A 17770-nucleotide genomic window follows, 5' to 3' on the forward strand; every position below is an offset into this window, starting at 1 on the left:
TACGAGCCGCGTCGGTGGCCGAGAGACCGGGCTGACGTTCTACGGGCGGCGAAGTCACCGTGAGGGAACCGGGGAAGCACTTCGGCGGCACCGATGTCCGCGATGGGGAGACGTGGCTCTCGAAGGTCTTCGCCTAGGCGGTGAGCTGCCGGGCGCGGTGGTCGGCGACGTGGACGCGGGTCGCGCAGCGGGTCGAACAGAACCGGCGGCGGCCGTTGCGGGAGGTGTCCACGTACGCCGTTTCGCAGCCTTCGCGGCCGCAGATGCCGAGGCGATCCGGCGCCTCGCACACCAGGTGGGCGAGGCCGCCGGAGGTGTAGGCGCGGACGCGGCCGACCGGGCCGGCGTCCTCCTCGGAGTAGTGCAGGTGCGGCGGTTTGCCGTCGTGACTGGTGATGTACGGCCGGCACGCCGACTCCGCGAGCAGCGCGTTGACCAGGCTGACGCGCTCGGCAGGCATCGCTGCGAACACCGGGCGCAGCCGGGCGGCCCAGGCGCCGATGCGAGTGGCCTCGTCGTCGGTCAGCGCGGTGATGGACATGCCGTTGCGGACCATCGCGTCGACCAGCTCACCCGCCGGCCCGGCGTTGACCAGGTCGGCGGCGACCTGCGCGGCCGGACCGCCGTAAGGGTTGAAGTGCACTAAGTCATTACAGCACGATCGGGGCATGGACATCCACCGCTGCCCCCGCTGCGGCTGGCCGCTCGCCGACCTGCCCGTGGCCCAGCCCGTTTCCCGCCGGCTCGAGTACGTGCGCTGCGTCTGCGGCAGCTGGCTCGCCCGCCTCGACGGCCAGGTCGTCGGCGCGACGAAAGGGCAGCTGACCCGGTGATCAGAGGTCGAGCACGCCCGCCGCGTTGTCGTCCCACTGGTCGACGCGGCGGATGTACTCGTACAACGCCCGGCTGCCGCGCACCCAGCGGCCCTGATCGGCGATCGCGAGGTCGTCGGCCCCGGCCCGGCGCGCCTCGGTGGCGAACCCGGACCGCAGGGAGTGCCCGGTCACCGGGTACGGCAGCCCGGCGCGGACGCCGGCCCGGGTGAGGATCTGGTTGACGCCGGTCGTGCTCAGCGCCGGCACCCCGACGTTGCCGTGCCGGTCGACCCGGCGGAACGCGGGCCCGTCGCCGATCCCGGCGCCCGAGCGCCACGCGTGCCACGCCCGGACCGGATCGGTGTCCGGGCTCTCCCGGCGCGGCACGACCATGGCACCGGTGCTCTTGCCGTGCCGCACGGTCACCGACAGGCCCCGGTCGTCGACCGGCTCGACGTCGGTGACCAGCAGGTTCGCCAGGTCCGAGCACCGTGCGGCGATCGGGAACCCGATCAGCAGCATCGCCCGGTCACGGGCGCCGGCGAGGGTGTCCGGGCAGGCGCGCGACATCGCCCGCAGGTCGGCGAGCGTGACCATGGTGGCCTTGCCGCGGCCGCGCTTGACGCCTTCCCGCGCGAGCCGCTGCCGGTACCCCTTCAGCGCTCGCCACGCCGCGCGGCTCGCTTCGGTGTCGATGACGACCCTGTGGTGCCGCAGCCCGGCGAGCGCGCCGGTCAGCCGCCGTTCGATCGTCGACGGCGCCGCCGGCGCGGCCCGCTCCGGCACCTCGGGCACGGCCCGTTCGTCCGGGCGCAGCGTCCGGCCGCGTTCGAGCCACACGACGAACCCGGTCAGCGCGCCGATCGACGCCGACAGCGGCGGAATCCCGGTCTCGGCCGTGTAGTCCTGCCACACCTGCCAGTCCTGCGCGTACGCCTTGAGCGTGTTGGGCGGCCGCTGCCCGTCGACGTGCCGCGCCGCGGCCTCGTCCAGCAGCGCGAGCCGGTCTTCCGGGCTCGCGGCGGCCAGGGCCGCGTCGGTCACCGGTTCCAGGTCGCCAGGCACGCGCCGAGGTTACGGGATGTCGATCTCCGCGGGCAGGAACCCGCCCACGGCGTCGGCCACCGCTTCGGGGCATTCCAGCGGCTGGATGTGCGGCGCGCCGGGCAGCACCGCGAACCGCGCCCCGCCGTCGACCGGGATCGACGCGTCCGCGCCGCCGGCGATCGCCGCCCAGGTGGCCGGATCGAACGAGGCGACGCACTCACGGGCGTACCGCACACCCTCGCTGTCGACGGCGAGCTCGGTCGCGGTGAACCAGCGCCCCAGGGCCAGCTCGACCAGCGCGGCCATGCCTCGGTCTCGGCGATCCGGGGCGCGCTCCTCGATCGCCTCGGGTACGGGCCGGTCTGGCGCGGCCATCAGCGTCAGCGATGCGAACCGTTCAGGTGCGGCGACCGCGACGGCCTGCGCGATCGCTCCGCCCAGCGACAACCCGGCGACGTGCGCGGCCTCCACCCCGAGCGCGTCCAACACGGCCACCAGGTCGGCGGCGGTGGCGGCCATGGTGAACGGCTTGGGTGCGTCGCCCGGCGTCCCTTGGCGAGCCGGTCGAGCACCGGTCCAGGCCGAGGGAGTGCACCAGCAGCACGGCGGGTCCCCGCGTACCGCGGACGGTCACCGTCCTCATGCCATGATCCTGCCGTGACGCACTACCTGCTCAGCATCTACCAGCCCGACGGCCCGACCCCGCCGCCGGAAGTGCTCGCCGAGGTCACCAAGAAGCTCGACGCGCTCAACGCCGACCTCAAGGCGGCCGGGGCCTGGGTGTTCGCCGGGGGACTGCACCCGCCGTCGTCCGCCACCGTCGTGCGGGCCGCGGAGCCGCTCGTCACCGACGGGCCCTTCGCCGAAGGCCGCGAACACCTCGGCGGGTTCACCATCATCTCCGCGCCCGACCACGACGCCGCCCTCGCGTGGGGCCGCCGGCTCGCCGACGCCGTCGCACCCCTGCCCGTCGAGGTGCGGCCCTTCAACGACGGCACATGAGCGTCGAACGCGTTTTCGCCGAGGAGTACGGCCGGGCGGTGTCCGTGCTGGTGCGCGTCTTCGGGAGCATCGACATCGCCGAGGACGCCGTTCAGGACGCGTTCGCCGAGGCCGTCCGGCGCTGGCCGGAGACCGGCGTGCCGCCGAGTCCGGCCGGCTGGATCATCACCACCGCCCGCAACCGGGCCATCGACCGGCTGCGCCGCGAGGCCGGGCGCGAGGACAAGCACGCCCAGGCCGCGCTGCTGCACGCCGAGACCGAGCCAGTCGAGGAGGGCGCCGTCCCCGACGACCGGCTCCGCCTGATCTTCACCTGCTGTCACCCGGCGCTGGCCCGCACCGGTCAGGTCGCGCTGACCCTGCGGCTGCTCGGCGGCCTGACCACCGCCGAGATCGCGGACGCGTTCCTGGTCGGCGAACCCACCATGGCCCAGCGCATCGTCCGCGCGAAGAACAAGATCCGCGACGCCGGCATCCCGTACCGCGTCCCCCAGGCCGCCGACCTGCCCGGCCGGCTGTCGGCGGTGCTCGCCGTGCTCTACCTGATCTTCACCGAGGGCTACACCGCCAGCGCCGGCGACGAACTGGTCCGCGAAGACCTCTGCCGCGAGGCGATTCGCCTCACCCGGGTGCTGAGCAGCCTGATGCCGGACGAACCCGAGGTCTGGGGCCTGCTCGCGTTGATGCTGCTCATCGACTCCCGACGCGCCGCCCGCACCACCGCCGACGGCGACCTCGTCCTCCTCGCCGACCAGGACCGTTCCCGGTGGGACGCCGGCCAGATCGCCGAGGGCCAGGAGATCGTCCGCCGCTGCCTGCGACGGAACCAGCCGGGCCCGTACCAGGTCCAGGCGGCGATCAACGCCGTGCACAGCGACGCCCCCACGGACTGGGCACAGGTCAAGCAGCTCTACGACCAGCTCCTCGTGCTCACCCCGACCCCGGTGGTGGCGCTCAACCGGGCGGTCGCCGTCGCGGAGGTCGACGGGCCCGCCGATGCCCTGGCCCTGGTTGACGCCCTCGACCTCGCCGCGTTCCCCCTGTTCCACGCGATCCGCGCGGACCTGCTCGACCGCCTGGGCCGCACCGAAGACGCGATCACGGCGTACACGACGGCGATCGAGCTGACCGGCAACACCACGGAAAAGGCGCTGCTGCAACGGAAACGGGCTCAGGCCGCGGCCACACCCCAGAGGTGACCCCACGGTCGAGAACCCTCGCCCCTGCGGCACCCACGCCTGGCGGAGTGATCGAGTCCCAGCCCGAGTGAGGGATCTCCTGCCGCAGCGCGATGGCGACCCAACGGTCGCGAGCCCGCGCCCTAGGATCGCCTCGCGCACGGGCAGGCACGGCGAAAGACGGGGCAGCACATGACTTCCACCAGGCACGACGGCGACACCTGGGACCTGGCGTCCAGCGTCGGCACGACCGCCACCGCGGCGGCCGCGGCCCGGGCGATCGCGACCCGTGAGGATCGGTCGCTCATCGACGACCCGTTCGCCGAGCCGCTCGTCCGGGCGGTCGGCGTCGACCTCCTGACCCGGCTGGCCAGCGGTGAGCTGCCTCCCGGCGACCTGGTCGAGCAGTCGGCGATCGACGTGGCCAAGGTCCGGACCAGGTTCTACGACGACTTCTTCCTCGACGCGGCGAACGCCGGCATCAGGCAGGCCGTGATCCTGGCCTCGGGGCTGGATTCCCGCGCGTACCGGCTGGCCTGGCCCACCGGCACCGTGGTGTACGAACTCGACCAGCCGCAGGTCGTCGAGTTCAAGACCCGCACTCTGGCCGAGCTGGGCGCCGCGCCCACCGCCGAGCGCCGGGTGGCCGCGGTCGATCTGCGTGACGACTGGCCCGCCGCACTCCGCACCGCCGGCTTCGACCCGGCCGACCGCGTGGAGCGCCGAAGGCCTGCTGGGTTACCTGCCGCCGGAGGCGCAGGACCGCCTGCTGGACACCATCACCGCACTCAGCGCGCCGGGCAGCCGGGTGGCCACCGAGAGCAGGCCCAACCCGAAGCCGGGGGACGAGGAAGCGACGAAGGCGAGCCTGAACCGCACGGCCGAACGCTGGCGTGCGCAGGGTTTCGAGGCCGACATGGCGAAGGTGCGTTACTTCGGTGAGCGCAACGAGGCGGCTCCCTACCTGACCGGCCTCGGCTGGAGCCTGGAGGGGAGGACCATCCGGGAGCTGCTGGCCACCCACAACCTTCCGCTGAAGGACGACGACCTGCGGATGGGCGGCGTGCTCTACGTCAGCGGGTCTCTCTCCAAGTAAGCGACCTGCCCCCTCCGGAAGGCTTCCGGAGGGGGCACCCAGTTTTTCGAGGGCCTCCCAGTGCCCCTCAAGTCCCCGGCGGGCCATCGGGCTCATCTGAGTTTGGATATGTGACCTTATCCAAACTCAAGCACGTCTTCGTCTATCTTCTGATTTAGAACGGTAGCTTCTAATTCTGATTAGAAGGTTTGATAGGGTCTCGATCATGACGGAAGACGCTGGTCAAGCCCGGGTTTGCGAGTACCGCCGCTGCGGAGCGGCACTGCCACCCGCTGTGGGCCGGGGGAGCCGGGCTCGGTTCTGCCAGGACGGGAAGACCTGGGGACGGCGGAACCTCACTTGCCGCGATGCCGAAGCGGTCCTGGCGGACGCCGAGTCCCTCCGGGAGAGCGACACCGCGCTCGACGACACCGCCGTCACGGCGCTGGCGGGCCAGGTCGACCGGGTGCTGGAACCGGCGCGCGGGCTCGTGGAGACGCTGACGACCCTGCGCCACCAGCTCGAGGCCACCACCGCCACCGCCCTCGCCGAACGGGACGCCGCCCTGGCCGAGGCCGACGAGCACCGTCTCCAGCGCGGCCGGGCCGACGCCGAAGCCGCCCAGGCCCGGGACCTCGCCGAAGAGGCCACGCAGCAGGCGGCCGTCGCCGAGAAGGAAAAGACGGCCGCCGTCCGCGAGCGTGACCAGGAACGCGCGGTGCGGAAGGCTGCTGTCCAGGAGCAGCAGCGGGCCGAAGGGCAGCTGGCCGCCGTCCGGGACGAACTCGCCCGCGTCGCCGAGCGGGCCGAAGCGTCCGCGGCCCTCGCCGGGGAACGGGCCACGACGATCGCCACCCTCACCGCCGAGCTCACGGCCACCTGCACCGCGCTAGACGAGGAACGTGCCCGCAGTCAGGACGCCAACCTCCGAGCGCAAGCCGCGACCGCCCGCGCCGAGGCCGCCGAAACCCGAGCAGAAGCCGTCTCACAGAAGCTCGACGCCGCACGTGAGGAGCACGCGAAGGCGCGCGAGGACACCGCGAAGGCCAGCCAGGAAGCCGCGGCGCGCGCTCAGGCCGAGGCCGGACGCCTCCGGGCCGGCTTCGACCAGCGGCTCGCCGAGGTCCAGGCGGCCCACGAGCAAACCGTCCGATCCATGCACGAGACCACCACGAACCTGGGCGCCGAGCTGCGCACCTGCACTGCCCGGGCGGACGCCGCCGACCATCGCCTGAGCCAGGTACGTGCAGCCCTGAAGGACACAGACGTTCCGGCAACACTTAAGCAGTTACTTGACCAATGAGCCGAGCGAACTTAACTTAAGTAGATGCTTAACCATGACGAGGCGCTGGACCTGGTGTTCCGCGCCCTGGGGGACCGCACCCGGCGGGCCCTGGTGGAGCGGCTCGTGCGTGGCCCGGCGTCGGTCAGTGAGCTGGCCGCTCCGCTGACCATGTCGCTCGCCGCCGTCGTGCAGCACCTGCAGGTGCTCGAGACGGCCGGGATCGTGCGCTCGGAGAAGGTCGGCCGGGTGCGCACCTGCCGGATCGAGCCGGAGGTGCTGCGCGCCGGCGAGCACTGGCTCGGGCACCAGCGCACCGCGTGGGAAGGCAGGCTCGACCGGCTCGGCGACGTCCTCGACGGGCCCGGCACCTCCGAAGGGAGCACGACATGACCGTCACGCACGCCACGTTCACGTTGGAACGGACCTACACCGCACCGCTGTCGCGGGTGTTCGACGCCTGGGCGGATCCCGCCGCGAAAGCCCGCTGGTACGGCGGGGAAACGCACGAGCTGGACTTCCGCACCGGGGGCCGCGAGGTGACCACGGGAACCGCGCCGAACGGCACCAAGCTGGCGGCGACCTCGACCTACCACGACATCGTGCCGGGTGAGCGGATCGTCTACTCCACCACGCTGACCGGCGGCGACACCCTCGCGACCGTCTCGACGACCACCGTCGAGCTGGTCCCCGACGGCGACGGCACCCGCCTGGTCCTCACCGAACAAGGCACCTTCCTCGACGGCGCGGAGGAACCCGCCTGGCGTGAGCAGGGCACCGGCGACTGGCTGGACAAGCTGGGCGAGGAGCTGAAATGACCCCCACGGCGCTGATCGAGTCCCGCGTAGCGGCCGTAGCGGCGAAGGACCTCGACGCGCTCCTCGCCTGCTACGCCGAGGACGTCACCCTGTTCGACGCGGTCGGTCCGCTGCGCGACACAGGCCGGGACGCGGAGCGGGCTCGGCTTCAGGAGTGGTTCGGCGCCTACCGGTCGGCGATCGAGCTGGACATCCGCGACCTGGACGTGGTCGCCGACGGCGACGTCGCCTTCGCGTCCTACCTGTTCCACGTCCGCGGCACGATGCTCGACGGAACCGACGTCGCGATGTGGGTCCGCTCGACTGCCGGCCTCCGCCGCGACGACGGCGGCGGCGGCGGCTGGAAGATCGTCCACGAGCACAGCTCTGTCCCGTTCGACGGCGCCACCGGCGAAGCGCTCACCCGGCTGGCACCCGGTACTGCTGCGGGCTGACGCCGAACTCGCGCTTGAACGCCGCGCTCAACGCGAACGCGCTGCCGTAGCCGACCTGGTGGGCGACCGCGCCGATCGTCGCGTCCCGGTGCTGGCGCAGCAGGTCCGCGGCGAGGGCGAGCCGCCAGCCGGCCAGGTAGGCCATCGGCGTTTCGCCGACCGTCGCGGCGAACCGGCGGGCCAGTGCGGCACGGGAGACGCCCGTGTTGGCGGCGAGCTTGGCGACCGTCCACGGTTCGGCCGGTTGGTGCTGCAGCAACCGCAAGGCCTGGCCGACGATCGGGTCGTCATGGGCGCGGTACCAGGCGGGTGCGCTGGTGTCGGGCCGGTCGAACCAGGCCCGCAGCGCCGCGATGAGCAGCAGGTCCAGCAGCCGGTCGAGGACGGCTTCCTGGCCGGGGACGTCCTTGCCGATCTCCCCGGCCAGCAGTCCGACCAGCGGGGTCGGCCAGTCGGTGGCGCGCAGCACGATCAGCACCGGCAGGGCCGCCAACAGCCGTTTGCTGAGCTCGCCTTCCATGCCGTAGGTACCGGTGAGCAGCACGACCGGGCCGTCGGTGCCGTGGCCCCAGGTCCGGACGCCGAGGTCGGCGTAGTCGGTGAGGTGCCCGCCGTCGGGCGTGCGGCATTCCTGCCCGGGCAGGATCAGCGCCTGCGGCGGCGTCTCGGGGTGGTCGGCGACGAGGTAGGGGTCCGGGCCGCGCGCGATCGCGACGTCGCCTTCGCGCAGCAGGACGGCTTCGCCGGCGTCGGGCACGATCCACGCTTCGCCGCGCACGACCGAGACGACGGTCAGCGGCGCCTGGTCCTCGATCCGCAGCGACCACGGCGGGGTCAGCACCGACCGCAGCAGGAACGCGCCGTGCGCGCGGGGGCCGTCGAGCAGAGCGGCGAGCGGATCCATGCGCCCGAGTGTAGACGATGAAACATGCTATCGAGTCTCTGAACCATGGAGAGTCTCACCGTGGCCCGGTTGACTCACAGCCATGACAACGAACTTTCTTGTGGTGGGCGGCACCGGCAAGACCGGGCGCCGGGTGGCGGACCGGCTGCGGGAGCGCGACCTGCCGGTGCGGATCACGTCGCGGCGGGGCGCGCCGCCGTTCGAGTGGGCCGACCGTGACACCTGGGGCCCGGTGCTCAAGGGCGTCGACGCGGTCTACCTGACCTACTACCCCGACCTGGTCGTGCCCGGCGCGGCCGACGACATCCGGGCGTTCACCGCGCTGGCCGTCGCCGAAGGCGTGCGCCACCTGGTGCTGCTCTCCGGCCGCGGTGAGGAGGAAGCCGAGGCGTGCGAGCAGATCGTCGCCGACGCCGGCACCGGCTGGACGGTCCTGCGCTGCAGCTGGTTCGCCCAGAACTTCAGCGAGCACTTCCTGCTCGACGCCGTCCGGAGCGGCGAGATCGCCCTGCCCGCGGGCGCGGTGACCGAGCCGTTCCTCGACGCCCGTGACATCGCCGAGGTGGCGGTGAAGGTGCTGACCGAGCCCGGGCACACGGGCCGGCGGTACGAACTGACCGGGCCGCGGCTGCTGAGCTTCGCCGACGCCGCCGCCGATATTTCGGCCGCGTCGGGCCGGGATGTCCGCTATGTTCCGGTTTCCGCGGAGGACTACGCGGCCGCGGCCGTCGAATACGGCGTCCCGGCGGAGGAGGCCGGCGCGCTGACCGAGCTGTTTTCCCGGGTGCTCGACGGGCGCAACGAGTCGGTGACGCACGACGTCGAGCGGGTGCTGGGCCGTCCGGCGACGGATTTCGCCGAGTTCGCGCGGGACGCGGCGGCGACCGGGGTCTGGGCCCGGTGAAGGGGAAGGTGACACCGATGTCGACGGTGGTGCTGGTGGCCGCGGTGGTCGCGGCCGGGTTGCTCGCGGGGCTGTTCTACGCCTATTCGTGCTCGGTGATGCCGGGGCTGGCGCGCGGTGACGACAGGACGTTCGTCGAGGCGATGCGCGGGATCAACGTCGCGATCGTCAACCCGGTCTTCATGCTCACGTTCCTCGGGGCGCCGCTGCTGGCGGGTGTCGCGATCTTCCTCAACCCGGGGCCGCGGCCGTGGGTGATCGCGGGGTTCGCATGCCTGGCGGCGATGCTGGTGATCACCGGGGCGCTGAACATCCCGCTCAACAACGCGCTGGAGAGCGGCGGAACCGACTACGCGGCACTGCGGGCGCAGTTCGAGACGTCGTGGGTGCGCTGGAACGTACTGCGCACCATCGCGAGCACGGCGGGCTTCGGCTGCCTGGTCGCCGCGGTGCTCACCCGCCGTGGCTGACCGGTCGTGAGTGCGTAACAGTGTTAGAACACTGTTACGCACTCACGAGGCAGGTCAGTCGGCCAGGCGGAAGAGCAGGTCGGTGACCCACTGCGCCGGGTCGGGCACCTCCAGCGGGTTGGTGCGCAGCACTTCCAGGCGGCAGCCCCACTCCTCGCCGTCGGGGCCCTCGGTGCGGTCCCACGTGACGCCCTCGGCGTCGCCCCAGGTCAGCACCGACTGCGTCGCGGCGGCCAGGCCGTCCGGAGCGCCGACATAGGTGTCGAGGACGTACTTCCCGGCGGGCAGCTCGCCCGTGAACGCCGGTTCCGCCGGGGCGAAGTCACCCTCGATCGGGACGCCGGCCTCGACGGTGAAGCGCATCCCGGGGTGGATGACGCGGTAGCGGAAGAATGGCGCCCCGGCCAGGGTGATCCCCTGGCCGGCCAGGGTGCCGATCAGCGGCGGGAGCCGGTCGGCGATCCGCGGGAACTCCGGGATCCCGAGGGTGGCGCGCTCGGCGACGTAACGCTGGGCGGGCCGGTCCACGATGGACGGCATCAGGCGAACTCCTCAGGCGGCCGGATGGGACGGACCTCGATACTGCCGTAGGTGGCCGCCGGGTGCTTGGCCGCGATCTCGAGGGCTTCGTCGAGGTCGTCGCAGTCGAGCACGACGTAGCCGCCGACCTGTTCCTTGGCCTCGGTGAACGGCCCGTCCGTCAGCAGGACTTCGCCGTCGCGGACGCGGATGGTGGTGGCTTCCGACGGCGGGCGCAGGCCGCCCCCGCCGCGGATCTTGCCACGGCGTTCGAGGTCTTCACCCCAGCCGTCGCAGCCGTCGTACTGGTGTTCCTCGGCGGTCTCGTCGCCGCAGATCATGAGCAGGTACTGCACTTCAGTGTCCTTCCAGGACTTCGCGCAGGTGTGCGGCGAAGGCGGCGGGTTCGGCGAGGAACCCGCCGTGGTCGCCGGGAAACGGTTCGGCGGTCAGGCCGAGGGCGGCGGCGAGACCCAGGCCCGCTTCGTGAGCGGACTGTCCGACGCTCTTCTCGCCGACGGCGACGACCAGGCGGGTGGTCACCGCGCGGAGGGCGTCGAGGTCCGGGTCGTAGGCGCCGACGGCGGCCATGAGGTGGCCGAAGAAGTAGGTGAAGTTGCCTTCGGCGCCCGGGTCGAGCGGTGGGGCCGGGTCGACGCCCACGAGCGCCATGAACGCGGCGAAGGCCGGGCCGATGCCCTGTTCGCGGTACAGCGCCGGGATGTCGGGCCCGTCGAGGGCACCCGCGGGCAGGTAACGCGTGACCGGGGGTTCGTGCAGGACGACCGTGCCGACCTGGCCGGGGTGGCGCACGAGGTGTTCGAGCATCGTGATGGCGCCGCCGCTGTTGGCGAAGACGTCGGCGGGGCCGATCTCGGTGAGCAGCCGGTGCACGTCGTCGGCGTGTTCGCGGACGACGTCGTCACCCGGTTCGCCGTCGAGCGGGCTGCGGGACAGGCCGCGCGGGTCGAACGTGACGACGGTGTGGGTTTCGGCCAGCAGCGGCCGGATCGGCGTGAACACCGAAGCGTCGGCGGGGCCGCCGGGGACCAGCAGCAGCGCGGGACCGCTGCCGGTGACGTCGTAGGTGAGCGTGGCGCCGCGGACGGCGAGGGTGGTCATGGCGTTTCCTCCGGAGGTCGGGGTTCGCTCTCCCGACGATCGGGCCCGCCCGGGACCGACACCGCTTCGGAAATTCTCCGGGTGAGGTAGCTGCGCTCGGCAGCGGTCGTGGCCAGCTCGCGGGCCGTGGCGTACCAGTGCGCGGCTTCGGTGTGGCGGCCCAGCCTGCGGAGGAAGTCGGCACGGGTGGCCGGCAGCAGGTGGTAGCCCTCGAGCGGGACGGCCAGCTCGTCGAGCAGCGCCAGCCCGGCGAGCGGGCCGTCGGCCATGCCGACGGCGACGGCCCGGTTGAGTTCGACGACCGCGCTGGGGACGAACCTGCGCAGCTCGCGGTAGAGCCCGGCGATCTGGGCCCAGTCGGTGTCGCCGGGTGTTGCCGCGGTGGCGTGACAGGCCGCGATGGCCGCCTGGATCTGGTACGGCCCGGGGTGCCGTCGCCGCAACGCCGTCTCGAGCAGCTGTGTGCCTTCGGCGATCAACGCCGTGTCCCAGCGCGTGCGGTCCTGTTCCTCCAGCGGGACGAGCACGCCGCCGGGGCCGACGCGGGTCGCGCGGCGGGCGTGCTGCAGCAGCATCAGCGCGAGCAGGCCGAGGACCTCCGGTTCGTCGGGCATCAGCCGGGCCAGGACACGGCCGAGGCGGACGGCTTCGGCGGCGAGGTCGGGCCGCAGCAGGTCGGGTCCGGCGCTGGCGGAGTAGCCCTCGTTGAACGTCAGGTACAGCACGCCGAGCACGGCGGCGGTGCGTTCGGGCAGCAGGTGCGCGGGCGGGACGCGGTAGGGGATGCCGGCGTTGCGGATCTTGCGTTTCACCCGCACCAGCCGCTGAGACATGGTCGCTTCCGGGACGAGGAACGCGCGGGCGATCTCGGCGGTGCTGAGCCCGGCCAGCGTGCGCAGGGCGAGCGCGACCTGGGCTTCGGTGGCCAGCGCCGGGTGGCAGCAGGTGAAGATCAGCCGCAGCCGGTCGTCGGGAACCCCGCTGTCGTCGTGGCCGGGAACCTCGGGTGTTTCGGGGACGTGCATGCGGCCGGCCTCCCGGAGCTTGGCGGCGCCGAGGGTTTCGCGCCGGAGCCGGTCGGTGGCGCGGTTGCGCGCGGTGGTGGTGAGCCAGGCGCCGGGTCGTTTCGGGACGCCGTCGCGGGGCCAGGTGCGCAGGGCGAGCGCGAAGGCCTCCTGGGCGCACTCCTCGGCGAGGTCCCAGTCGCCGGTGATCCGGATCAGCGTGGCCACGACCTGGCCCCACTCCTCACGGAACGCTTCGGCGACCGCGGTCTCGACGTCCACCACCACTCCTCCCGGTTGCTGTCACCGTCCCGACGAACGGCCCGGCCCCGATTCGACAGCTACGGCGTGGCAGGCGCCGAAGCCCTCGGCGCGCGCGACGATCCGGCCGCCTTCGACGCGGACGGCGGTTTCGGTGGCGTCGCTGACGGCGGTGACCCCGGCGGCCGCGGCCAGCGCGCCCCCCGCGTCGGAGACGATCCGCAGGCGCGGCTCCCGCGGCGCCGGGAACGCCTGATCGAGGCACACTCGCAGGTCGGCGACGGCGAGCCGGGCCAGCGAGGCGAGTTCGCCGGGGTCGCTGGTGACCAGCGCGACGGTGACGTCGGCCCCGGCGCGGACGGCTTCCTCGAAGGCGGCGGCGCGGTGCAGGCCGAGGACCGTGACGACGCCGTCGCCGGGGCGCACGGTTTCGCCGGTGAGCTGGTCGAGCGCGGCGGGCGGGTCCCACGGCCCGTCGACGGCCCGGGCGTGGGGCGTGATCGGCGGGGTGTCCGGCCAGTCGTCACCGAGGTCCAGCTCCAGCAGCCGGGCGCAGGCGGTGACGATGTGGAACGGCTCGCCGAAGCCGGGCGCGGCGGCCGCGAGCTGGCTCGCGCCGTACAGCGTGGTCAGCGCGGCTTCGGCGACGCGCACCAGGCGCCGCCCGGGTGCGAGGCGTTCGAGGGCGAGGCCGAGCAGGATCGCGTCGATCCGCATGAGCTGCGCGAACGGCCGGCGGGTGTGCTCGTCGGCGAGGATCTCCGGCAGGAGCTCGCGGGTGAGCCGGGCTTCTTCGCTGTCGCTGTCGGTGGCCAGGGGGAGGCGGGCGACCCAGGCGCGGGCGAACGCGGCGAGGGCGTCCGGCGCGCTGGGGTGCGACGGCGGCGTGGCGAGCCGGGGTGCGTGTTCGGCTAGGTCGGCCAGGACGGCGAAGTAGAGCGCGCGTTTGCCGGGGAAGTTGGAGTAGACCGCGCCGCGGGTGAGCTCGGCGCGCTCGGCGATGACGTCGATCTTGGTGTCGCGGAAGCCGCGCCGGGCGAACTCGTCCCGGGCCGCGGCGAGCACCTTCGCTCGGTTGCGTTCCTGGGTTGCCGCCCTGCTGAGTCCGGCCATCGTCCTCCTTGCCTCGGTGTTGCCGGTGAAGATACCGTGACCATCCAGATGATCAGAACATCTGATCTGAACATGTGGAGTTTCGATGATCCCCGAGATCGACCTGACCGACTTCAAGGTGCTCACCGACCCGTTCACCGCCTACGACCAGGCCCGCGAGGCGAGCGCGGTGGCCCGGCTGGTGATCCCCGGCTTCGGCCCGTTCTGGGCGCTGACCCGCTACACCGAGGCTCGCGCGATGCTGGCCGACCCGCGGTTCGAGGTGAAGCCGGAGAGCTTCATGCGCCCGCCGGGCATCCCCGAGCACTGCCTCGAGTACATGCGGACGATGGCCGAGCAGGACGGTGCCGAGCACCTGCGGCTACGACGGCTGGTGGCGCCCGCGTTCACGCCGAAGCGCGCCGCGCAGTTCCGCCCACGCCTGGCGGCCATCACCGACCGGCTGCTCGACGAGCTGCCGTCGCACGCCGAGAACGGCGTCGTCGACCTGATTCCGTACTTCGCCCGGCCCCTGCCGATGGACGTCATCTGCGAGCTGGTGGGCATTCCCGCGGCGGACCGACCGGCCTGGCGGGAGTACGGCGCCGCGGTCGCCGGCGGGATCGGCCAGGACTTCGCCGCGGCTATCCCGGTGATCGTCGAGGGCGCGAAAGGCGTCGTCGCGCGCAGCCGGGCCGAGCCGGGTGACGACCTCATCGGCGACCTGGTCCGCGCCCAGGCCGAGGACGGTGACCGGCTCACCGACACCGAGCTGGTCACGCTCGTGTGGCACCTGGTGCTGGCCGGGCAGACGCCGGTGAACCTCATCGCCAACGCCGTCGAAGCCCTGCTCACCCACCCGGACCAGCTCGCCCTGCTGCGCGACGATCCGGCGCTGTGGCCGGGTGCGGTGGAGGAGCTGATGCGGTGGTGCAGCCCGCAGCTGCTGACCACGCCGAGGTTCGCGCGCGAGGACGTCGAGATCGACGGCACGCTGATCCGGGAAGGTGAGCGGGTGACCGCGGCGATGGTGGCCGCCGACCGCGACCCGCGGGTGTTCGACGGGGCCGACCGGCTCGACGTCACCCGGTCCGGGCCGGCGCAGCTGGGGTTCTCGCACGGCCCGCACTTCTGCCTGGGCGCGTCGATCGCCCGGGTCCAGACGGAGGTGGCGCTGTCGGCGCTGTTCGGCCGCTTCCCCGACATCGAGCTGGCCGTTGAAGACGTTCCACGCACACCGGACGGCGGGACCTGGCGGCCGTCGGCGCTACCGCTGACGCTCTGACACCAGGGCCTCGATGCCGTCGAGGACGCGGGCGAGACCGAAGCGGAAGCTGTGCGCGGCGTCGGACGCGGCGTTGTGCGTCTCGCCCGCGGCCTGGCCGACCCGCGATGCCAGGGGGAAGTTCGCCGCGTCGGCGGCCGGGATACCGGCCAGCACCGGCGCGGCGCGCTCCCACCACTGCAGGTCGGTCAGGCCGCTGGCGCGGACCAGGCGCGCGGCGTCGACGGAGGTGCGCGCGGTGGCGCGGACAAGGCCGTTGACGATGGTGATCACGGAGTCCATCTCGACGTCGTCCAGGCCGATGCCGTCGATCGCGCGTAGTTCGTGCTCGTACCGGGCGAAGCTGTGCGGGCCCAGGACCGAGCGGGTGGTGGCGGCCTCCAGCAGCCACGGGTGCCGGTGGAAGTGGTCCCAGGCCGCTTCGGCGATGGCGGTCAGCGCCGCGCGCCAGCCGAGGCCGGGTTCCGGGACGGGCAGCTCGCCTCGGACGTGGTCGATCATCAGCTCGAGCAGCTCGTCCCGGCCGGGAACGTAGGTGTAGAGCGACATGGGGGAGACGCCGAGGTGCTCGGCGACGTGGCGGATGGTGACCGCGTCGAGGCTGTCGGCGTCGGCGAGGGTGATACCGGCCTTGACGACGTCGGCCGTGGTCAGCTTGGGCTTCGGGCCACGTCGCGGAGGCCCGGGAACACCCCAGAGCAGCTCGATCACCCGTCGCGGGTCGGTACCGCCGTCATCCTCGGTGTTCACGTCGGTCATTCTGCCCACCGAATCCTCGTACGTTGTACAGAGTTGTGCTAACCTCTTCTTCGTACACAGTACAGAGTTAAGGGGGAAGATGACTCTGCAGATCCAGGCCGAGGGACTTCGCAAGCGCTACGGCGACGCGTACGCCCTCGACGGGTTCGCTCTGTCCGTCCCGGCCGGCACCCTGCACGGCCTGCTGGGACCCAACGGCGCGGGCAAGACCACCGCCGTCCGCGTACTGAGCACGCTCCTGCGGCACGACGACGGTGTCGCGCGCGTGGCCGGGTTCGACGTCGCCACCGAACCGGCGAAGGTCCGCTCGGCGATCGGGCTGGTCGGCCAGCAGGCCGCGGTCGACGAACTGCTGTCCGGACGCCAGAACCTGGTGCTGTTCGGCCGGCTGCACCACCTCGGCCGCCGCGAGGCCACCCGCCGCGCCGACGACCTGCTGGAGCGGTTCGACCTGGCGGGCACCGGTGCGAAGCCGGTGTCCGCCTGCTCCGGTGGCATGCGGCGACGGCTGGACCTGGCCGCGTCGCTGCTCGCGGCGCCGCGGGTGCTGTTCCTCGACGAGCCGACGACCGGGCTCGACCCGCGCAGCCGCATCGAAGTGTGGAAGGCGGTGCGGTCCCTGGTCGACGACGGCACGACCGTCCTGCTCACCACCCAGTACCTCGAGGAGGCCGATCGCCTGGCCGACCGCATCTCGCTGGTCGAACACGGCCGCGTCATCGCCGAAGGCACCCCGGCGGAGCTGAAGGGATCGCTCGGCGCGACCCGGATCGAGCTGGTGCTGACCGATCCGGACGTCATGGGCGCGGCGACGGCGCTGCTCGCCCGCGTCACCGGGACCGAGCCGGTCGCCGAGGAGCTGCGGGTGAGCGCGCCGGCCGAGCCGTCGATGCTGACCGACGTGGTGCGCGAACTGGCGGCGACCGAGCTGGCGTTCGCCGACGTGGCCCTGCGGCACCCGACGCTCGACGAGGTGTTCCTGCAGCTGACCGGGACGGGGGTGGCGCGGTGAACTGGGCGATCACGGACGGCTGGACACTGACCCGGCGCTACCTCGCGCACCTGGCGCGGCGCCCGGCCCGGCTGGCCACGGTGGTGGCGTTCCCGATCCTGATGGTGCTGATCTTCGCCTACCTGCTCGGCGGCGGGATGACCGTGCCGGGCGGCGGCTCCTACCGCGAGTTCCTGATGCCGGGGATGTTCGGCATGACCATGGCGTTCGGGCTGTCGGGGACGATGATCGCGGTGCTCGACGACGCGGCCAAGGGCGTCACCGACCGGTTCCGGTCACTGCCGATGGCGCCCTCGGCGGTGCTCACCGGCCGAGTGGCCGCCGACCTGGTCAACGCCGTGCTCGCGCTGGCCGTGCTGCTGGGCTGCGGCTTCGCGGTCGGCTGGCGCCCGCACGGCAGCCTCGGCGAGACGCTCGCCGCGCTCGCGCTGCTGCTCCTGCTGCGAACGACCCTGGTGTGGGCCGGGATCTACCTGGGCCTGCTGACCACGGACCCGTCGATGGTGACGCTCGCCCAGACGCTGGAGTTCCCGTTCGGGTTCCTCTCCAGCGCGTTCGTCGCGACCGCGACCATGCCGGCGTGGCTGGGAACCGTGGCCGAGTGGAACCCGTTGTCCTCGACGGTGACGGCCGCGCGGGTGCTGTTCGGCAACCCGGGAGCCGCGGGCACGTCCTGGGTGAGCACGCACCCGGTGCTGATGGCGGTGCTCTGGCCGCTGGTCCTGCTCGCGGTGTTCGTGCCGTTGTCCGTGCGCCGATACGGGAGGCTGGGGAACTGAACGCCGAT

General features: G+C 72.7%; 22 protein-coding genes and 2 pseudogenes. 14 read left to right on the forward strand and 10 right to left on the reverse strand.

The window, feature by feature from the left end; genetic code table 11:
• Positions 1-133 precede the first annotated feature (133 nt).
• The gene (locus ACGFMK_RS34650) at positions 134-643 is read right to left on the reverse strand and encodes a CGNR zinc finger domain-containing protein (RefSeq protein WP_392772371.1); all 510 of its coding nucleotides are present in this window, start codon (positions 641-643) and stop codon (positions 134-136) included.
• A 25-nt stretch (positions 644-668) separates the two neighbouring features.
• Here ACGFMK_RS34650 and ACGFMK_RS34655 point away from each other — a divergent pair, with 25 nt between their 5' ends.
• Entirely contained in the window at positions 669-833 is a 165-nt protein-coding gene (locus tag ACGFMK_RS34655; RefSeq protein WP_392772373.1) for a hypothetical protein, read from the forward strand.
• Here the strand turns inward: ACGFMK_RS34655 and ACGFMK_RS34660 are convergent, their stop codons facing one another.
• The gene (locus tag ACGFMK_RS34660; RefSeq protein ID WP_392772374.1) at positions 834-1880 is read right to left on the reverse strand and encodes a site-specific integrase; all 1047 of its coding nucleotides are present in this window, start codon (positions 1878-1880) and stop codon (positions 834-836) included.
• A gap of 9 nt (positions 1881-1889) precedes the next feature.
• Positions 1890-2411: pseudogene (locus ACGFMK_RS34665) on the reverse strand (alpha/beta fold hydrolase); the annotation flags it as partial.
• Between the two features lie 108 nt (positions 2412-2519).
• On the opposite strand from ACGFMK_RS34665, the gene ACGFMK_RS34670 reads away from it, so the two are divergent.
• The 8 genes and pseudogenes from ACGFMK_RS34670 to ACGFMK_RS34705 all read left to right on the forward strand — a co-directional run bounded on the left by ACGFMK_RS34670 (position 2520) and on the right by ACGFMK_RS34705 (position 7651).
• Positions 2520-2864 (forward strand): YciI family protein, encoded by a 345-nt coding sequence (locus ACGFMK_RS34670; RefSeq protein WP_392772376.1) that lies wholly within the window; start codon positions 2520-2522, stop codon positions 2862-2864.
• Entirely contained in the window at positions 2861-4063 is a 1203-nt protein-coding gene (locus tag ACGFMK_RS34675; RefSeq protein WP_392772379.1) for an RNA polymerase sigma factor, read from the forward strand. The genes ACGFMK_RS34670 and ACGFMK_RS34675 overlap by 4 nt, the downstream gene beginning before the upstream one ends.
• A gap of 171 nt (positions 4064-4234) precedes the next feature.
• Positions 4235-4766, forward strand: a pseudogene (locus ACGFMK_RS34680) (class I SAM-dependent methyltransferase); the annotation flags it as partial.
• A gap of 192 nt (positions 4767-4958) precedes the next feature.
• Positions 4959-5138, forward strand: a complete 180-nt coding sequence (locus ACGFMK_RS34685) for a hypothetical protein (protein WP_392772495.1) — start codon at positions 4959-4961, stop codon at positions 5136-5138.
• Positions 5139-5343: 205 nt separating this feature from the next.
• Positions 5344-6420: a hypothetical protein gene (locus ACGFMK_RS34690; RefSeq protein ID WP_392772381.1), complete on the forward strand. Its 1077-nt coding sequence runs from the start codon at positions 5344-5346 to the stop codon at positions 6418-6420.
• A 24-nt stretch (positions 6421-6444) separates the two neighbouring features.
• Positions 6445-6792 carry an ArsR/SmtB family transcription factor gene (locus tag ACGFMK_RS34695; RefSeq protein WP_392772384.1) on the forward strand — a complete coding sequence of 116 codons (348 nt, stop codon included), beginning with the start codon at positions 6445-6447 and terminating at the stop codon, positions 6790-6792.
• The gene (locus tag ACGFMK_RS34700; RefSeq protein ID WP_392772386.1) at positions 6789-7217 is read left to right on the forward strand and encodes an SRPBCC family protein; all 429 of its coding nucleotides are present in this window, start codon (positions 6789-6791) and stop codon (positions 7215-7217) included. The genes ACGFMK_RS34695 and ACGFMK_RS34700 overlap by 4 nt, the downstream gene beginning before the upstream one ends.
• Positions 7214-7651, forward strand: a complete 438-nt coding sequence (locus ACGFMK_RS34705; RefSeq protein WP_392772389.1) for a YybH family protein — start codon at positions 7214-7216, stop codon at positions 7649-7651. The genes ACGFMK_RS34700 and ACGFMK_RS34705 overlap by 4 nt, the downstream gene beginning before the upstream one ends.
• Here the strand turns inward: ACGFMK_RS34705 and ACGFMK_RS34710 are convergent.
• Positions 7617-8555: an AraC family transcriptional regulator gene (locus ACGFMK_RS34710; RefSeq protein WP_392772392.1), complete on the reverse strand. Its 939-nt coding sequence runs from the start codon at positions 8553-8555 to the stop codon at positions 7617-7619. The two genes, ACGFMK_RS34705 and ACGFMK_RS34710, sit on opposite strands and share 35 nt — an antisense overlap.
• An 82-nt stretch (positions 8556-8637) precedes the next feature.
• Between ACGFMK_RS34710 and ACGFMK_RS34715 the strand changes: the two genes are divergently transcribed.
• Together ACGFMK_RS34715 and ACGFMK_RS34720 are read left to right on the forward strand one after the other, a co-directional pair.
• Entirely contained in the window at positions 8638-9459 is an 822-nt protein-coding gene (locus tag ACGFMK_RS34715; RefSeq protein WP_392772395.1) for an NmrA family transcriptional regulator, read from the forward strand.
• 17 nt (positions 9460-9476) lie between these two features.
• The gene (locus ACGFMK_RS34720; RefSeq protein WP_392772397.1) at positions 9477-9929 is read left to right on the forward strand and encodes a DUF1772 domain-containing protein; all 453 of its coding nucleotides are present in this window, start codon (positions 9477-9479) and stop codon (positions 9927-9929) included.
• Positions 9930-9983: 54 nt separating this feature from the next.
• Here ACGFMK_RS34720 and ACGFMK_RS34725 read toward each other — a convergent pair whose 3' ends face one another.
• The 5 genes from ACGFMK_RS34725 to ACGFMK_RS34745 are packed head-to-tail and all read right to left on the reverse strand — an operon-like array spanning position 9984 to position 13948.
• Positions 9984-10469, reverse strand: a complete 486-nt coding sequence (locus ACGFMK_RS34725) for an AraC family transcriptional regulator (RefSeq protein WP_392772400.1) — start codon at positions 10467-10469, stop codon at positions 9984-9986.
• Positions 10469-10804, reverse strand: a complete 336-nt coding sequence (locus tag ACGFMK_RS34730; RefSeq protein ID WP_392772402.1) for a YciI family protein — start codon at positions 10802-10804, stop codon at positions 10469-10471. Before ACGFMK_RS34730 ends, ACGFMK_RS34725 begins: the two co-directional genes overlap by 1 nt.
• A gap of 1 nt (position 10805) precedes the next feature.
• Positions 10806-11570 carry an alpha/beta fold hydrolase gene (locus tag ACGFMK_RS34735; protein WP_392772405.1) on the reverse strand — a complete coding sequence of 255 codons (765 nt, stop codon included), beginning with the start codon at positions 11568-11570 and terminating at the stop codon, positions 10806-10808.
• Entirely contained in the window at positions 11567-12856 is a 1290-nt protein-coding gene (locus ACGFMK_RS34740) for an RNA polymerase sigma factor (RefSeq protein WP_392772407.1), read from the reverse strand. Before ACGFMK_RS34740 ends, ACGFMK_RS34735 begins: the two co-directional genes overlap by 4 nt.
• A gap of 21 nt (positions 12857-12877) precedes the next feature.
• Positions 12878-13948, reverse strand: coding sequence for a TetR/AcrR family transcriptional regulator (locus tag ACGFMK_RS34745; RefSeq protein ID WP_392772410.1), 1071 nt, complete (start codon positions 13946-13948; stop codon positions 12878-12880).
• 85 nt (positions 13949-14033) lie between these two features.
• On the opposite strand from ACGFMK_RS34745, the gene ACGFMK_RS34750 reads away from it, so the two are divergent.
• Entirely contained in the window at positions 14034-15212 is a 1179-nt protein-coding gene (locus ACGFMK_RS34750) for a cytochrome P450 (protein WP_392772413.1), read from the forward strand.
• Here the strand turns inward: ACGFMK_RS34750 and ACGFMK_RS34755 are convergent.
• Positions 15195-15971 carry a TetR/AcrR family transcriptional regulator C-terminal domain-containing protein gene (locus ACGFMK_RS34755; protein WP_392772416.1) on the reverse strand — a complete coding sequence of 259 codons (777 nt, stop codon included), beginning with the start codon at positions 15969-15971 and terminating at the stop codon, positions 15195-15197. The genes ACGFMK_RS34750 and ACGFMK_RS34755 overlap by 18 nt on opposite strands.
• 79 nt (positions 15972-16050) lie before the next feature.
• Between ACGFMK_RS34755 and ACGFMK_RS34760 the strand changes: the two genes are divergently transcribed.
• Together ACGFMK_RS34760 and ACGFMK_RS34765 are read left to right on the forward strand one after the other, a co-directional pair.
• Positions 16051-16983 (forward strand): ATP-binding cassette domain-containing protein, encoded by a 933-nt coding sequence (locus ACGFMK_RS34760; RefSeq protein WP_392772419.1) that lies wholly within the window; start codon positions 16051-16053, stop codon positions 16981-16983.
• Positions 16980-17762 (forward strand): ABC transporter permease, encoded by a 783-nt coding sequence (locus ACGFMK_RS34765; RefSeq protein ID WP_392772422.1) that lies wholly within the window; start codon positions 16980-16982, stop codon positions 17760-17762. Before ACGFMK_RS34760 ends, ACGFMK_RS34765 begins: the two co-directional genes overlap by 4 nt.
• Positions 17763-17770 lie beyond the last annotated feature (8 nt).

Source organism: Amycolatopsis sp. NPDC049252, assembly GCF_043197175.1.
In the GTDB taxonomy this organism is placed as follows: Bacteria; Actinomycetota; Actinomycetes; order Mycobacteriales; family Pseudonocardiaceae; genus Amycolatopsis.

What these genes read in the sequence shown, in the direction of transcription:
- ACGFMK_RS34655 (WP_392772373.1), top strand. Translation starts at nt 669, where the DNA reads ATGGACATCCACCGCTGCCCCCGCTGCGGCTGGCCGCTCGCCGACCTG.
- ACGFMK_RS34675 (WP_392772379.1), top strand. Translation starts at nt 2,861, where the DNA reads ATGAGCGTCGAACGCGTTTTCGCCGAGGAGTACGGCCGGGCGGTGTCC.
- ACGFMK_RS34685 (WP_392772495.1), top strand. Translation starts at nt 4,959, where the DNA reads ATGGCGAAGGTGCGTTACTTCGGTGAGCGCAACGAGGCGGCTCCCTAC.
- ACGFMK_RS34690 (WP_392772381.1), top strand. Translation starts at nt 5,344, where the DNA reads ATGACGGAAGACGCTGGTCAAGCCCGGGTTTGCGAGTACCGCCGCTGC.
- ACGFMK_RS34695 (WP_392772384.1), top strand. Translation starts at nt 6,445, where the DNA reads ATGCTTAACCATGACGAGGCGCTGGACCTGGTGTTCCGCGCCCTGGGG.
- ACGFMK_RS34700 (WP_392772386.1), top strand. Translation starts at nt 6,789, where the DNA reads ATGACCGTCACGCACGCCACGTTCACGTTGGAACGGACCTACACCGCA.
- ACGFMK_RS34705 (WP_392772389.1), top strand. Translation starts at nt 7,214, where the DNA reads ATGACCCCCACGGCGCTGATCGAGTCCCGCGTAGCGGCCGTAGCGGCG.
- ACGFMK_RS34710 (WP_392772392.1), bottom strand. Translation starts at nt 8,555, where the DNA reads ATGGATCCGCTCGCCGCTCTGCTCGACGGCCCCCGCGCGCACGGCGCG.
- ACGFMK_RS34715 (WP_392772395.1), top strand. Translation starts at nt 8,638, where the DNA reads ATGACAACGAACTTTCTTGTGGTGGGCGGCACCGGCAAGACCGGGCGC.
- ACGFMK_RS34720 (WP_392772397.1), top strand. Translation starts at nt 9,477, where the DNA reads ATGTCGACGGTGGTGCTGGTGGCCGCGGTGGTCGCGGCCGGGTTGCTC.
- ACGFMK_RS34725 (WP_392772400.1), bottom strand. Translation starts at nt 10,469, where the DNA reads ATGCCGTCCATCGTGGACCGGCCCGCCCAGCGTTACGTCGCCGAGCGC.
- ACGFMK_RS34735 (WP_392772405.1), bottom strand. Translation starts at nt 11,570, where the DNA reads ATGACCACCCTCGCCGTCCGCGGCGCCACGCTCACCTACGACGTCACC.
- ACGFMK_RS34745 (WP_392772410.1), bottom strand. Translation starts at nt 13,948, where the DNA reads ATGGCCGGACTCAGCAGGGCGGCAACCCAGGAACGCAACCGAGCGAAG.
- ACGFMK_RS34750 (WP_392772413.1), top strand. Translation starts at nt 14,034, where the DNA reads ATGATCCCCGAGATCGACCTGACCGACTTCAAGGTGCTCACCGACCCG.
- ACGFMK_RS34755 (WP_392772416.1), bottom strand. Translation starts at nt 15,971, where the DNA reads ATGACCGACGTGAACACCGAGGATGACGGCGGTACCGACCCGCGACGG.
- ACGFMK_RS34760 (WP_392772419.1), top strand. Translation starts at nt 16,051, where the DNA reads ATGACTCTGCAGATCCAGGCCGAGGGACTTCGCAAGCGCTACGGCGAC.